Source organism: Clostridium chromiireducens (genome assembly GCF_002029255.1).
Lineage (GTDB): Bacteria > Bacillota > Clostridia > Clostridiales > Clostridiaceae > Clostridium > Clostridium chromiireducens.
In genome coordinates this window covers 1-16,261 of the sequence record NZ_MZGT01000089.1, presented here as the reverse complement: position 1 = coordinate 16,261, position 16,261 = coordinate 1, and the positions used below count along the sequence as shown (strand labels likewise).

General features: G+C 30.6%; 12 protein-coding genes and 4 tRNA genes. 13 read left to right on the top strand and 3 right to left on the bottom strand.

Annotated elements, in window-relative coordinates; genetic code table 11:
• Positions 1–150: 150 nt before the first annotated feature.
• The gene (locus CLCHR_RS21365; protein ID WP_079441933.1) at positions 151–1,590 is read left to right on the top strand and encodes an MDR family MFS transporter; all 1,440 of its coding nucleotides are present in this window, start codon (positions 151–153) and stop codon (positions 1,588–1,590) included.
• 237 nt (positions 1,591–1,827) lie between these two features.
• On the opposite strand, the gene putP is transcribed toward CLCHR_RS21365, so the two are convergent.
• A complete protein-coding gene (gene putP / locus CLCHR_RS21360) occupies positions 1,828–3,303 on the bottom strand; it encodes a sodium/proline symporter PutP (protein ID WP_079441932.1) in 1,476 nt (491 codons plus the stop codon).
• Between the two features lie 314 nt (positions 3,304–3,617).
• Between putP and CLCHR_RS21355 the strand changes: the two genes are divergently transcribed.
• On the top strand, positions 3,618–3,866 hold the full coding sequence (locus tag CLCHR_RS21355) for an ABC transporter substrate-binding protein (RefSeq protein ID WP_242966174.1): 249 nt from the start codon (positions 3,618–3,620) through the stop codon (positions 3,864–3,866).
• 121 nt (positions 3,867–3,987) lie between these two features.
• On the opposite strand, the gene CLCHR_RS21350 is transcribed toward CLCHR_RS21355, so the two are convergent.
• Positions 3,988–5,616 carry a recombinase family protein gene (locus CLCHR_RS21350; protein ID WP_079441931.1) on the bottom strand — a complete coding sequence of 543 codons (1,629 nt, stop codon included), beginning with the start codon at positions 5,614–5,616 and terminating at the stop codon, positions 3,988–3,990.
• 483 nt (positions 5,617–6,099) lie between these two features.
• Here CLCHR_RS21350 and CLCHR_RS25010 point away from each other — a divergent pair, with 483 nt between their 5' ends.
• The 11 genes from CLCHR_RS25010 (at position 6,100) to CLCHR_RS21300 (ending at position 15,037) form a co-directional block, all read left to right on the top strand.
• The gene (locus tag CLCHR_RS25010) at positions 6,100–6,261 is read left to right on the top strand and encodes a hypothetical protein (protein WP_169896866.1); all 162 of its coding nucleotides are present in this window, start codon (positions 6,100–6,102) and stop codon (positions 6,259–6,261) included.
• 442 nt (positions 6,262–6,703) lie between these two features.
• Positions 6,704–7,138, top strand: a complete 435-nt coding sequence (locus tag CLCHR_RS21345) for a nucleotidyltransferase family protein (protein ID WP_079441930.1) — start codon at positions 6,704–6,706, stop codon at positions 7,136–7,138.
• Complete coding sequence (locus CLCHR_RS21340) at positions 7,131–7,574, top strand: hypothetical protein (RefSeq protein ID WP_079441929.1); 444 nt, start codon at positions 7,131–7,133, stop codon at positions 7,572–7,574. The genes CLCHR_RS21345 and CLCHR_RS21340 overlap by 8 nt, the downstream gene beginning before the upstream one ends.
• Positions 7,575–7,823: 249 nt before the next feature.
• On the top strand, positions 7,824–8,867 hold the full coding sequence (locus CLCHR_RS21335) for a galactose ABC transporter substrate-binding protein (RefSeq protein ID WP_079441928.1): 1,044 nt from the start codon (positions 7,824–7,826) through the stop codon (positions 8,865–8,867).
• A gap of 211 nt (positions 8,868–9,078) precedes the next feature.
• Positions 9,079–11,112, top strand: coding sequence for a M13 family metallopeptidase (locus tag CLCHR_RS21330; RefSeq protein ID WP_079441927.1), 2,034 nt, complete (start codon positions 9,079–9,081; stop codon positions 11,110–11,112).
• Between the two features lie 603 nt (positions 11,113–11,715).
• Positions 11,716–13,767: an HD domain-containing phosphohydrolase gene (locus CLCHR_RS21325; protein WP_079441926.1), complete on the top strand. Its 2,052-nt coding sequence runs from the start codon at positions 11,716–11,718 to the stop codon at positions 13,765–13,767.
• Between the two features lie 199 nt (positions 13,768–13,966).
• Positions 13,967–14,040 (top strand) — tRNA-Gly (locus CLCHR_RS21320).
• Positions 14,041–14,077: 37 nt separating this feature from the next.
• Positions 14,078–14,154: transfer RNA gene (locus CLCHR_RS21315), tRNA-Arg, on the top strand.
• Between the two features lie 4 nt (positions 14,155–14,158).
• Positions 14,159–14,234, top strand: a tRNA-His gene (locus CLCHR_RS21310).
• 82 nt (positions 14,235–14,316) lie between these two features.
• Positions 14,317–14,392: transfer RNA gene (locus tag CLCHR_RS21305), tRNA-Lys, on the top strand.
• Positions 14,393–14,710: 318 nt separating this feature from the next.
• On the top strand, positions 14,711–15,037 hold the full coding sequence (locus tag CLCHR_RS21300; RefSeq protein WP_079441925.1) for a DUF1904 domain-containing protein: 327 nt from the start codon (positions 14,711–14,713) through the stop codon (positions 15,035–15,037).
• Between the two features lie 57 nt (positions 15,038–15,094).
• Here CLCHR_RS21300 and CLCHR_RS21295 read toward each other — a convergent pair.
• On the bottom strand, positions 15,095–16,261 hold a 1,167-nt coding region (locus CLCHR_RS21295), incomplete at its 5' end, for an HD domain-containing phosphohydrolase (RefSeq protein WP_207652339.1).

The window sequence follows — 16,261 nt, the reverse complement described above, 5'->3', positions numbered from 1 at the left end:
TGGTGTTGCGGAACTCGATTATAACATGAAATTAGGGGGGGCATTGTTTTTTTGTACAAAAAAACGCTCGAACCCTTGATATATAAAGAAAAAATTTAAAAGAGTAGTGTAAATACTTTACACTAACTTCTACAAGAAGGAGGCTATAATATGATAAAAATTAAAGAAAACAATTCAAAATCTCAGAAAGAAAAGCTTGACCCGGTACTGACTAAAGTATCATTAATATTGGTGTTTGGTTCTCTCGCGCCGTTATTGGATTCGACGATGGTCAATGTGGCCATAAAAACTTTAGCGAGTGATCTGAAAAGCACCGTTTCAATCATCCAGTGGGTCATCACGGGATATGTGCTAGCGATGGCTATGGCCGTACCGATTTCAGGATGGGCTATTAATCGTTTTGGTGGCAAGCGGCTGTATGAATTTTCTCTAATATTATTTCTTGCGGGTTCAATACTTTCGGCATTGTCATGGGATATAGGCTCCCTGATCGTGTTCCGGTTCCTGCAAGGAATTGGAGCAGGTTTATTAATGCCGACTATGACAACCATGCTTTTTCAGATATCCGGTGGCCGCAATATGGGACGTATGGCATCCATTACTAGTATACCCATGCTTTTGGCACCGATTCTTGGTCCAGTGCTGGGCGGGATTATTGTAAACAACTTAGGCTGGCGCTGGATTTTCTATATCAATATTCCGATAACTATTATCGCCTTATTGCTAGCTTTGTGGGGAATACCAAAGGACGGTCTCTTAGGCAAAAAACAGCCTCTTGATATTATCGGTATTCTGCTGTTATCTCCCGCATTTGCCTTACTCATTTACGGAATTGCTCAAATAGCATCTCAAGGTGGCCTAAATAGCAGTGCAGTGCTTGTTCCTGTAGTGATTGGATTGCTGCTAATGGCTATGTTTATTGTCTACACCTTACGTACGAAGATTTCTCCGGTGCTTGATTTGCATCTGTTTCGGTCACGCAATTTTTCTGCTTCGACAATTTTACTTTTCATGTCGGGCTTCATCACAAACAGTGGTCTGTTACTTTTGCCTCTATATTACCAACAGGTGCGCGGTGAAAGTGTTCTGCTTGCAGGCCTTTTGTTAATTCCACAGGGAATTGGTATGTTATTGACAAGAAGTCAGATGGGAAAGTTGACTGACAAAATAGGAGCGCGCCCAATAGTCTTGGTAAGCCTCGTAATCACTGCAATAGGTACATTGCCCTTCGCCTTCGCTAATTCCGAGACGAACCAAGTCCTGTTAGCTGTTGTTTTACTTATACGAGGAGCGGGTCTGGGTGGAGTGTTTATTCCAATCATGGTCTCTGCATATGTGGGACTAAGCAATGAGCAGATTCCTCACGCCAGTATTGCCACGAGGATATTACAGACAATCGGTAGTGCATTCGGGTCTGCGATACTTGCAACCATCGTAGAGCATCAGCTGGCCAGCCAATCCATATTGGATATACAAAATGTTACAAGTGCATATAATGTTGCATTTTGGTGGTCCGTTGGTTTTACTTTGATCGCAATAATCCCAACGTTATTTTTAGCAAAGCATAAAAAATCAGAACATAAAATTTAAGAGCATTTAAAGGTGGGGAAAACTTGGTTGGATAAATATATAATAAATTAATAAAAATAAATAACGGATTGTAAAATCTCATTTTTTAAGAGATTGGAGTTGCGATTTTAAGCCATTTACAAAGGGGATTTTGATTAAATTTTTCTAAAACATACCAGAAAGAGAAGGGACTCTTTTTTCCAGCAACGGAGTAACAGAGTCCCTTCTCTTTCTGCTAGTATCTATATAATCTTAACATTATTTCATATCTGTTAAGACTTTTTCCATTTCGTTGAATTGTTCATCAACAGAGCTATCTGGTTTTGCAGTTAATAAACTTACGATAATAACTGATATAAGTGATAGGAAGAATCCTGGAATCATTTCATATAAGAAACCAGATAAGCCTGACATAATCCATATTATAACAGTTAAACCACCAACCACCATACCTGATAGTGCTCCCCACTTAGTCATTCTCTTCCAATAAAGACTTAGTAAAAGTACTGGACCAAAAGATGAACCAAAACCAGCCCATGCCTGCCCCACAATGTTAAGAATCGTTTTATTTGGCATATATGCAAGAGCTGTTGCAAAGGCTGCAACTACTAATACTGCTAATCTACCTATAAACATTTGTTGCTTTTCAGTAGCTTTCTTATTAAAGAATGCAAGGTAAAAATCTTTTGTAATTGAACTTGAGCAAACTAAAAGCTGAGATGAAATTGTACTCATAATGGCAGCAAGCACTGCAGATAATATTATTCCTGTAATAAACGGATGGAATAATATATCTCCAAGTCTAAGGAAAACTGTTTCAGGATCGCTTAATGGAGTATTATGATCAGTAAAATATACAAGTCCTATAATACCACTTACTACTGCTCCTAAAAGACCTATAGCCATCCAGCCGATTCCTATTCTTCTAGCTGATCTTAATTCTTTTGCGGACTTAATTGCCATAAAACGCACGATAATGTGTGGTTGACCAAAATACCCAAGTCCCCAAGCTAAAAGACTAATAATACTAGCTATGCTAGTCCCTCTAAATAAATCGAACAATGCAGGATCAATGTTTTTTACTTTAGTTACAAATGTACCTGTATCAACGCCAATATTCATATATGCCACAACTGGAACAGTAACTAAACAGATAAACATTAAAGTTCCTTGGAAAAAGTCTGTTAAACTTACTGCTAAAAATCCACCAAAGTATGTATAAAGTACAACAACAGATAAAGTTACAACTATTCCCATTGTATAAGTTAATTTATACGTATCAACAAATAACTTTCCTCCAGCTACAAGACCTGAAGAAACATATAGAACAAAGAAAACAAGTATTACTATACCTGATACAAGTCTAAGTATATTAGATTTGTCTTTAAAACGATTTTCTAAATAATCTGGAATCGTCATAGAATCATTTGCAACTTCTGTATATACTCTAAATCTTGGAGCTAATAATAGGTAGTTAAGATAAGCACCTACTGTTAAGCCTATTCCAATCCAGAGATTACAGATTCCAGTTGCGTAAACAGCACCAGGAAGTCCCATAAGCATCCAGCCGCTCATATCACTGGCACCAGCTGAAAGTGCTGTAACAAGAGGTCCAAGCCCTCTTCCTCCTATCATATAATCTGATAGATTTGATGTTTTTCTATAAGAATAATATCCTATAATAAGTAAAATAAGTAAGTATACTGCAATCGCAGTAAGAGACCAAAATTTCATATTAGATTCTCCTTTCGATAATTTATGTTTATAATATTACTTTTTAATAAATAATGTATGAAAAATTCATTTTTTATAAAAACAACATGATTATATTAACATATTATTAGAAAATCGACAATTAAATTTAAAGAAATATCAGAGAAGTTGGTTGTTTTATATAAAATTTATATTGTGAAGTAATTTAATAATTAAACAATTAAAATAAAGTGGATGAGCATATATATCTTCATTTACAAAGGCACTTATATTAGAACAATCTTATAGTAAATATCATACTATACATTATAAATACTATTAGGAGAGATTTACTCGTGAAAAACAAATTAAAAGTGTTAACTGCTTTATTGATTTCGGGTGTCACAGCTATATCAATGTTTGGTTGTAATAGTAACAGTAGCAGCAGTAGCTCTAAAACTGAAGAGACTAACAAGGTAACTACTGTACGATTAAATGAAGTAACTCGTTCTGTTTTTTATGCTCCAATGTATGTTGCAATGAAGCAAGGGTTCTTCAAGGAGAATGGAATTGAAATTGATTTACAAACAGGACATGCTCCCTGAACTCACTTGCGAATATTTAGAGAATAGTGGCCGCAAGATTTTTATTTTTTAAACTTAGGCACATGAAAATAAATAACAAGTACAAAGTTGCCAAGAAAGTTATTCATTTTATTAATGCGCCTTATTTGCTGCCAATAAAATTAATTTTTAAATCGTAAGTCGTGCCATCCCAGGTGATACTTTTCATTAATCCTCTAATTAATTCTTTTATTTCATTGTGAGTCAAGGTATCTATTATAGAACATTTTTCAAGCAGGGATTTTATGAAGGAAAGGCTTAATTCTTCCATAGTGATTTCTTCAATTTTATTATTAGATTCATTAAGATCTTTACTTAGTAACTCTAGTTCATCTTTAAGTAGTTTGATTTTAGGAATGATAATGTCCATTAAGTCAGGGGCTAAAGAAAGTTGATTAAGGAGATTATCTATTTGATCTTTCTTTTGTTTAATAAGTATATTTAAGTTGTTTTCCAAGTTACCTTTAACAGCTTCTTTTTTAATCTGCCTGTTTTTGTCTATAAGATCTTTTAAAAAGGCTTCCTTATTTTTACCTAAATCCTTAATGGCATTTATGATAATAGGATCTATTTGATCTACCTTACCATTTGGATTTTCACATCTGCTTCCTTTAGAATCTTTTTTCAAAGTGCAGGCATAATAATATAATTTAGTTCCACTCTTTTTACTGACAGGACCATGCATTATTCTCATAGGTGAGCCGCATTTTTCACATTTTAATATTCCAGTTAATAAAGCATTATGGCTTCTTGCTGAAACTATAAATTTATCACTATTTCCAGCATATATCTTTTGAATTTTAAGCCAATTCTCTGAGTCTATTATTCCTTCATGTTTACTTACTGCAACTATCCAATCTGAGGTGTTTCTAAATTCTCGACTATGATTACCTTCCTTAGAATACAGAGTTTTAAGTTTATTATAAGTTAGAAGGCCATGAATATTATCTGGTTCCCCACATAAAGTCATGCCTTGTGAGATAAGATAATCAAATATTGCTTCACTAGATTTAGCGTAAACAGGATTTGTTAATATTGATTTTAAAGTCGATTTTCTAAAATTAGATCCATTTCTAGTTTTATAATAATTTTCTAAAAGATATGTTTCGAGGGCACTTAATGATTTTAATTCTAGATACTTACTATATATTAGTTTAACTATTTCTAATTCCTCAGCATCTATGGACAATCTAGCCATTGAATGTTCAGTCATATTTTCATCATAATAAGTTACTGGAGTTGATTTATAACCAAGTGGGGGAGTTCCACCAAGCCATCTGCCTGACTTTGCAAGCTCAAGCATATTATCTCTTACACGTTCAGCTATAGTCTCACGCTCTAGCTGAGCAAATACTGAGGCTATGTATATCATCGCCCTTCCCATTGGTGAGCTGGTATCAAATTGTTCTCTAATACTCACAAAATCAATATCATATCTTTGAAGTGTCTCAAGTGTAGAAGAAAAGTCAGCTACATTTCTTGATATACGATCTAATCTATAGCAGATTAGCATACTAAATTTCTTCAAAGCAGCATCATTCATAAGCCTTTGAAATTCAGGCCTGTTAGTATTGCCACCAGAGAAGCCCTCATCCTCATATACACAAAATTCATAAGTTTCGTCATTTCTGTTTTGACTTAATAAGTAATCCTTACACATTTGAACTTGATTTTCAATACTTTCACCTTTGCCGGTGAATTTAGATTTTCTACTATATATCGCAACGTTCATATTATCACTCCATTTTAGGATAAAAACTATAGTTGTTTTTTAATCGCTCTTAAGTTTAAATCAGGATAAAAATAATTTTTTAACTGCTCCTATTTAAAACTGTTTATGTAATATTTATATTTATCTTTTTGACCATTATGAGGTGAAAGTAAAAACGTAATGTTATTGACTGCCAGTGTAATAATTGCTTAACATTCTATGGAACATGAAACGACTGTTTTCTATATGGAAGTGCCACATGTTGCAGAAGCAATTGTGGATAAGATTGTAAAAAATCAAATATCTTGTAGAAAACTTTGAGAAAAATAATCGTTTGACTTTAGTATAAATGAAAGTCTGCGTACACAAAATCGAAAAGCAGATATATAATTTCGGTTAGTTGATTGCATAAATTTAATTGACTTAATGATTTAAGTGGAAATTAATTTTAATTCGGAAATTTTCATAGTATTAACTAAGAGCAAGACTTAAGGGGACGTAGTTTTGAAGATAAATGTTCATATTAGCTATCCAGATAATATGGAGGAACTACAAAAAAAGGCATCTGATTTATTGTCTTCAATACTTATAAAGAAACTTGAATCTAAAGAAGTTGAAGAATTAGTTAAGTTGCTTAAAGACAATTTTAATAAAACTACTTGGTAAAAAATAACTTTTGATTAAAGTTTGTGAGGCATGTGGAAAGAAACGGAAATACAAAAGAAGTATGAGATTTGGGGCTATCGCACAAAAAGTAAAAACTACGATATAGTGTATTAATTTTTCAAATTTTAACACACATATTTAGGTTATATTTCTTAGTGCGACAGCTCCTTTAATTAAAAAAGATAGTGGTATAAAAACATTATTAATAATTAAAATATAAGTAAATTGAAAAGGATAGAGAGGTGGCGTTGTTGCTAAACTTTAAAACCAGCACTCAAAGTAAAGAAAAACAAGAATATTAGATATGTATTTTCATATCTAATAGATCCTCGAAAATAAAGAGTCCACTTGCTTATTTCTAATTAATTTACAATAATATGCGTAGAATAATAATTTAATTTTGGCTATAATATAGTTAATATTGTATTGAAGGGGAAATTTTATGTTTAATCAAGATAAAATGGATAGTTCAAAAGATAAAACTCTTATCCTAAGTATTGTTGATAGCCAAGGTTTTAAAGACTTGTTTATAAATAGAGGTATAACTAATGTTATTATTTTTGGTAGTTTAGCAAATGGAGATTTTACATCAGAATCTGACGTGGACATCGCAATTATTTCAGGAGTGCCTATATCCTTTAATGATGAATTAATATTAACTCAAAAATTAGAAGAGCTCTTAGACAGAGATATAGATTTGATTGATATAAATGATGAAAATATAAATAATCTTATAAAGATTAGTGCATTAAATAGTAAGTTTATTGTTTTGAAAGATAATCTTTTAGATGAGGCTATACTATTCTACGATAATTTATATAAAGAGAATGAAGAGTTTTGGAGAATATTAGATAGAGAGGTGCTTGGAATTGAATAAAGAACGTTTGAAAAAATTATTATATGATTTAGATACAACTACAAAAGATCTAAATAAATCATTAGAACTCGTTAAAAAGTATAGTGATAATGTAGAGTTGAAATCCGAATTCTCAAATAGTTTAAAGTATAAATATCTAAGTTTATTCATAATATATGAAGATTTTATATCAATGCTTTTAAAAGAATACAATTTGTATGAAATAGGAATGAGCATTGATAAAGCAATAAAAAAACTAAATGATGCAGGATATTTAACCAATAAATATAGTGATTTTCTTCATTCAGCAAGGTTAATTAGAAATAAAATTGGACATAGGTACAAGCAACCTTCAGTGGAATCTATAATTAAATTTTTAGAAGATAATAAAGAAATTTTTGGGGAAATACATGAACTAATAAAGAGTTATCTAAATGTAAATACTTCTGAGATTTAAAAAAATAAAAACGTGCTCTGTGAAAATAGAGAAGAAAATATTAATAAAATAGCCTAAAGTAAGATATTTTTAAATTTTACTTTAGGCTTTATTGTATTTAGAATACCACCGGTTACGGGTGGCCCTGGATATTATATTATTATCCATATAATCCCCCATTACATTAAGTTTAGTGAAGAATAAATTTTATGAATATAGAGAGTCTATAAATATACAATTTAATGAAAACACAATGTATGGAGGATTTAAATGAATGTATTTAAAAGGCTTCAATCAATTATTATAGTTATCTTATTTTTTCTTAATATAAGCCGATTTAATGCTTATGCCATGCAAAACTCTGCTAATGCAGCACCTCTTAAAGTGGCTGTATTTATTAGTAGTTTTGATGATTTATTTTTGTATGAGATTAAAAAAAGTTTAGAAGATATTCAGGTTGAAAATAATAATAAAGTTCAGTTTACTTTTTTTGATGGTAAAGATAATCAAGGTATCCAAAATGATAGCATGGAAAAAGCACTTAGTGAAGACTTTGACATTTTTGTATTGCGTCCCGTTAGTAAGAATATAAGTAGTCTTCAAAGTATTTTCACTAAAATGCAACAAAAAAATATTCCACTAATTCTTTTACATGATAAAACTCCGTCAATATTAAGTTTCCTTAGGTCTTACCCAAAATCTTTTATTATAGATACAGATCTTGTTCAATCTGGAATTCTAGAAGGACAAATCATTGTTGATGCTTGGAATACCAATAAAGAGGCCTTTGATAAAAATAAAGATAATACGATTCAATATATTATGCTTAAAGGTCCGTCTGATAGCAATATAACGGATATAAGAACCAAATATTCAATTCAGGCAATTAATCAGGCCGGAATAAGAACTCAGGAACTTGCATCGACTACCTGCGATTTTCTAGAAGATTGTGCGAGAAATGCTATAGAATCAATATTTTTAACTTACGGGAATAAAGTTGAAGCAATAATTTCCAATAATGACGCTATGGCAATAGGTGCTATCAAGGGACTTCAGAAATATGGATATAACAAAGGAGATACATCTAAATATATTCCAGTTGTCGGAATTGATGCTTTGCCAGAAGCTAAAGAGTTAATTAATCAAGGTGCTATGACAGGTACCGTTGCTCAATATCCACGTGAACATGCAGATGCAATTTACTCTATAGGAATGAATTTAGTTTCTGGCGCACCTCCTCTTAGAGGTACAAATTATAAAGTTGATGAAACAGGCATTGCAATAGAGCTGCCTTATTATGAATATAATAAATAAATATAAACTAGCTGCTCTATAGTTAAAAGTACCCTATAAAATAGAAATTTATATTATAAAAGCTTGCAATTAGTTTTGGTAAAGTATTTGCAGACTTTATTTTATAGTAAAATTTAAGTTTAAATTAAGCTTACCCCAATTGTAAAAATATATATTAGTTGTATACTAAAGTAATATATTGGAAGAATACTGTAAAATGGAGATGGTTATAATGGGGAAAAATAAAATAAGGGTTATTATAGCAGGCGCGCTAATTTGTTCTTTATTTTTAGGTCAGGGAACATATGCTATAGCAGCAGAACAAACAAATTCAAATGAGGTAACAGCATCAAGTTCGTTAAGGTTACAGGATGACTTTTATGCTGTAATAAACAAGCAATGGTTAAGTACTGCAAAAATAGAGACAGGAAAGTCATCAAATTCAACATTTATGGAAACTGAGAAAGCTTTGACAGAACAAAAGAAACAAATAATTAATGATCTTTTAGCAAATGAAAAGAATTATTCTGAAAATAGTGATGAAAAGAGGATAATTAATTTATATAAGAATGCTTTAAATATGGATGCTAGAAATAAAGATGGAATAGAGCCAATCAAAAAAATGATTAACGAGATAAATAGTATTAAATCAATTAAAGATATTTCAAATTTAAGTTATGAATCTGAAATTGGAAATACTTTATTACAGCTTGGGTGTGATACTGATTTAAAAGATGTAACAAAGCGTGCTCTTTACGTTGCTCCAACATATCTTAGTCTGGGCAATTCAGATGAATATCTAAAGCCGACTGAAAACAGCATTAGAGTAAAGGGCTTAGTAGAGAATTATTACATTAAGATCTTAACTTTGAGCGGCTATACAGAGGAACAAGCAAAAGAAAAAGTTGATAATACATTTAAGCTTGAAGGTATGATAGCACAATCAATAACTGGAAGAGAGGAAAATTCAAAAAACGATAATGCTATAGATGAAAAATATAATGTTTATACTATTGATCAGCTTGATGCATTAGCGCCTAATTTAGATATAAAAACTATTCTTAAGAACAATAAAGTAGATAATGCTAAGAAAATAATATTAACTGAGCCAAAATGGTTAAAAGCTTTAAATGAGATGTATACTGAAAAAAATCTTCCAATGATAAAAGATTATCTAGAAATTATCAATATTTGTAGTGCAGCGCCATATTTAGGTGAGGCATTTGAAAAGCCGGCAACAGAATTTCTAAATTCTATTTCAGGATCACAAGGTGAAATACCTAGGGAAGAAAAAGCTATTAATTCAGTCAATTCTTTACTCGGAGAACCTTTTGGAAGATTATATGTTAAAAAATATGTTTCTGAAAAAGTTAAAAATGATGTTACAGATATGACTAAGGAGATTATATCTACTTATAAGGATAGAATTAATAAATTAGACTGGATGAGTGGGGAAACAAAGAAAAAAGCGATTGAGAAATTAGATAAATTAAGTATTCAAATTGCATATCCAGATAAGTGGGAAGATTATTCAAAATTACAAATTAGATCTTATGAAGAGGGTGGCTCTCTTTGGGAGAACATTGAGAATTTGGTTAAATTTGAACGTGAAAAAGCAATAAGAGAGTTGAATGAACCAGTAGATAAAACAAAATTTGTACTTCCGCCACAAACAGTTAATGCTTGCTATAACCCAACAACAAATACTATAACAGTTCCAGCAGGAATCCTTCAAAATGAATTCTATGATGTCAATGCAAGTAAAGAAAAGAATTTAGGTGCTATCGGTGCTATTATAGGCCATGAAATCAGTCATGCATTTGATAATGCTGGGGCTAAATTTGATGCAGATGGTAATTTAAATAATTGGTGGATACAAGAAGATTATAGTAAATTCGAGGAAAAGGTTAAAAAAGTAAGAGCATTTTATAATCAAGTAAAATTAGATGATGGTAAAAATGTTAATGGAGATCTCACTGTAGGAGAAAACATTGCAGATATTGGAGGAATGGCTTGTGTATTAGATATCTTAAGCAAAATGCAAAAACCAGATTATAAAGCGTTTTTTGAAGGCAATGCAGCTATGTGGCGCGAGATAGAGACAAAGGAAGAAGAAGATTCTAGTCTTCAATATAATGTGCATGCACCTAATAAAGTAAGAAATAATATAACAATAACCCAATTTGATAAATTCTATGAAGCTTATGGAATCAAGCAAGGGGATAAAATGTATATTAAGCCAGAAGATAGAGTACAAATTTGGTAATTAGAATAAAACTTATATAATTCATAAACAATGTTATTATTTTTGGTAGTTTAGCAAATGGAGATTTTACACTAGAATCTGATTAGATGAGACTATAATCTTTTACGATAATTTGTATAAAGATATTGCGGAGTTTTTGAGAATATTAGTTATAGATATGCTTGGAATAGAGAACGTTTTAAAAGAATTATCAATATGGCCTAAAGTAAGTGGATCTTAAATATTGCTTTAGGCTACTTTTATTGATAAGAATATTAATAAATTACCATAAATTTAGGTCGAATCATGTAGAATGATTCAATAAGCTAAGCATTTCAAGATATTCAGTTAGATATATAATTAAAAATAATGTCATATTTTCAAAGAGACATATTATAAGTTATTGAATTTATTATTGTTTAATGATAAGATTATACATATATCAATAAAATTCCAATTAATAAGAAAAATACCAGTTAAGAGGAAGAGAAAATGTTGCTTTGTGTTGAAAAATAAAACATTTTGAAATGAGTTACAATGGGTGAATTTTAAATTAATTATTTTATAATGTGCATAATTTTAATTGATATTTTTATATACGTATATGGTATTAGGGGGAACATTATGAGTATCAAATATAAAATGTTTTTGGTGGCTATTTTAACTAGTATTTCAGTAATAGGGGTAACTATTCTTGTGTTTTATTTTTCTTATTTTGGTTATATAGATAACGATAATGAACAACGCATTAAAAGAAATTTTGAGACCATAGAATACATGTTTAAAAATGAAGAAAATACCTTACAAAGAATTCTTGTAGACTTAGGTGAATGGGATGATACTTATAAGTTTGTAAGTGAACCAAGTCAGGAATATATTGATTCGAATTTAACTGATTCTACATTAAAAAATTTTAATTTAAAAAATATAATTTACTTAGATAATCACGGGAAAATGGTTTATTCTAAGGAATATAATATAGAAAATGGAAGCAGTGAAGAGTTTGTAAAAAGACTTTTATTAAATAGTAAGAACTTTGATAAAACAGATAGTCAAAAGACAGGTTTATTGTGTTTGAAAGGAAAAATTTATATTATTGGAATATTGCCTGTAACATCAACCAATAAACAATTAGAGAGTAACGGAACAATAATAATGGTTCGTGAAATTGATGAAACTTTATTAGAATATATAAAAAATGTTACTAGTGAAGATTTGACAATTACTGAAGCTCATCAGGAAAATTATAAATATAAAGAGACTATGAACTATATAAATTTCGATGATAATGTTATCTCATACAATACAAAAACTCTCGAAGCTAATAAAACAATAAAAGATATTAATAATGAAAACTCAATATCTATTTCTATAAAAAGTAAAAGTCATAGTGAGGAACATATAAATTATTTCTTAAGAAATTTTATTTTTAAAATGTTGTGTTTAATTAGTATAATTATAGCAATTGATATTATTATTGTTAATAAATATATATTAAAAAGACTTTCAAAATTGACTAGTTTTATGGAAGAGGTTGGTATAACTAAAGATACTACATTATCTATTAATATTGAGGGGAAAGATGAAATAAATAAGCTGGCCAATACAACGAATAAAATGCTTTCTGAAATTAATTCAGCAAATAAAGAAATAGTATTTCTAAATTATACAGATATACTTACAGGTTTAAATAATAGAGCGTATATGGAAAAGATATTTAGGGTCATGGATGATGCGAAAGATATTAATTACCACATTATAATGGGAGATATTAATGGTTTAAAGTTAACAAATGATGCATTTGGTTATTTAGAAGGAGATAGACTGCTATATCTTGTAAGTAAAATACTCAAAGAAAGCTCGGAAACTGATGATATAATTTCAAGGTGGGGTGGAGATGCATTTATAATATTAATAAAGAATAAAACTAGGGATTACACCATGAAATTAATGGAGACAATAAAAGATAGGTGCGAAAATGAAACAGAATTTCATTTTAAGATAAGTATAGCATTAGGAAGTGCAGGATCATATGAGGAAGCTTCAAATGCAGAATCAGTAATGGGACTCGCAGAAAAGAGAATGTATAGGAATAAACTTTTGGAAGATAGGAGTGTCAGAAGTTCTACTATATGTTCACTTCTAAGAACTCTACATGAAAAACATAGTGAAACAAAAGAACATACCATGAGAATTAAAGACTTAAGCGTAAAACTCGGAAAACGGATTGGATTGTCGAAAGAAAAGCTGGATGAATTGGAGATTTTATCAACATTACACGATATAGGTAAGATTGGTATACCGGAACATATTCTTATGAAGCCTTCAAAACTAACTGATGAAGAATGGTGTATCATGAAAACACACTCTGAAATAGGGTATAGAATTGCATCTTCAACTCCAGAATTAGCTCATATTGCAAACTATATATTGGCGCATCATGAAAGATATGACGGGACAGGCTATCCTAATAAGCTGAAGGGAGAAGAAATACCATTACTATCAAGAATAATTAGTATAGCTGATTCTTATGACGTAATGACTCATAAAAGAGTTTATAAGCAGGCATTTGAAAAAGAGTATGTGGTTGAAGAGCTCAAAAGATGTTCTGGAACACAATTTGATCCGATTCTTGTAAAAGAATTTATTGCCTTAATAGAAGAAAAATTGATTTAAAGATGATTTTTATCTATTTTATAGTAGGATATTTGAAATTATAAAGTTTCAAATATCCTATTTTTCAGATCTTAACCAGTACAGGGATACGGTATAGATAGCAGATTAACATTAACTTCAGTGATTTATTTGTAGAAATTTAAACTTTTATGTTGACAACTTATGATATGTGACATATAATAAACAAGCAGCACAGATTGCGGGTATCGTATATCGGTAATACTCCAGCCTTCCAAGCTGGAAAGGTGGGTTCGATTCCCACTACCCGCTCCATACAGATTTAAAGAGTCTGTAACATAATAAATAATATGCGTTTTTAGCTCAGCTGGATAGAGCAACGCCCTTCTAAGGCGTGGGCCAGGGGTTCGAATCCCTTAAAACGCACCATATGGTGTACGTAGTTCAGTTGGTAGAGCGCCAGTTTGTGGCACTGGTTGTCGTGGGTTCGAGTCCCATCGTTCACCCCATTAAAGATATGGCAAATCGGTAAGATATTTACTTAACTCGATTATTTGTAAAATAGAATCATGCTGTCATAATTATTATTTTGGTTCACTAGCTCAGTCGGTAGAGCACATGACTTTTAATCATGGTGTCCCGGGTTCGATTCCCGGGTGAGCCACCAAATTATTTAGATAAAGTAGGAAAATGTAATTAAATATACATTTCCTACTTTATTTTTTGTTATATTTATTTTTGCAGTATCGAATAAAAAAATAAATATAACACAGTCATATGTTAAGATGAAAATCTAAGAAATAGATAGACAATACTTATCTGATTATATTCGATATATTGTAAGTTGTGTTATAATGTTCATAAAAAACGTAAAGATGTATGTGACTCAGTTGAAATTATTGATAAAAATGAAGATTCTATTATTGAAATTGAAGTGAATTTAAGTAATGAATAAGACTAAATTAACAAAAGAGGTGATGTATATATGCCAGTATTAAGATTAAGGTCAGTAGACGAAAATAAGGCTTGCGCTATAAGTAAGGCTTTAATAGACGAACTACAGGAGCTATTACAATGTCCAAGAGATTACTTTAGCATAGAGCTTGTTCAATCCAAATTTATTGCAGATGGTGAGTTTGCTTTGGGATATCCAATGGTTGATGTTTCATGGTTCGATAGGGGACAGGAAGTTCAGGATACTGCAGCAAAGATTATTACAAAATATATAAATTCAATTGGATATGAAAGTGTCGATGTGATTTTTCATAACCTCGAAAAAAGCAGGTATTATGAGAACGGTGAGCACTTCTAAAAAGGAAACAAATCTTAGCTCGTAAAATCAAAGCTAAGGTTTGTTTCCCTTTGCATATCATACAACATTTTCATCAGCCTCTATATAAATATTGGTATCTTCTAAAGCATTTATAAATATGTCTACTAATTCTGAATTAAATTGTCTGCCTCTTTCTTCTTCAAGTATATTAATTGCTTTAGTATAACCTAGACTTTTTCTATATACTCTATTAGTCGTGATAGCATCAAAAGCATCAGCTATTGATATAATTTGTGATCCTATAGGAATCTTATTGCCTTTTAGGTTATCTGGATATCCGCAGCCGTTGTACCATTCGTGGTGATGTTTTATAATAGTAGCGATTTCTTCGAAACCGTTAATGTCACTTAATATGCCGAAGCCTATTACAGGATGCATTTTCATTTTATTATATTCTTCATTAGTAAGCTTACCTTCTTTTTTTAATATGTAATCATCAATTCCAACTTTACCTATATCGTGAAGGCTGGCGCTTATAAGTATCTTTTCTTTTTCAGCCTGGTCAATATTTAAATTATCACATATGATTTCAACATATCTCATTACATTTTCAGAGTGCATGCCTGTATAATGATCTCTAGCATCAACTAACTTGGCTAAAGCCTTTAATGTAGAAAGAGTGATTGAGGTTACCTCATTTTTAAGCATATATTCATTAGTAATATCATTAAACATAAGCATAACGTGATTTATTTTGGAATTACTTTTAGTTACTATTGGATTAACATAAATATTAAGAACTTTATTCTTTTTAGTTGAATATGGAGTGTAATACTTGTTAAAAAGATTCGATGATTTGCCATTAAAAGAATCCTGGATAAGTTTATCTAAGTTGCATTTTTTAACAAGATCAAGCCATAATATATCTGCATTTAATGAGTCTTCATAGTTTAATATTTCTTTCATAGTAGGGTTTAAGTAATCTAAGGTGCCGTTCTTGTTAAGAATAATAATTCCACATGGGTTATTATTAACTATTACCTCGGTTAGTTTTTCGGAAATTTGATATTTTCTGAAAAGAGTTTTATTGGATGTTATTAATTTTCTCATGAAACAATATAAATTTATGGAAAGCCATGTTAAAAAAAAGATTTGAAATTTCATCATTTTCATTTCTGTTTTTATATTTTCATCTGTAGAAATAGTAATAAATAATTGAACCAATATTATAGATAATATTGAATTAAGAAATATATTATATAC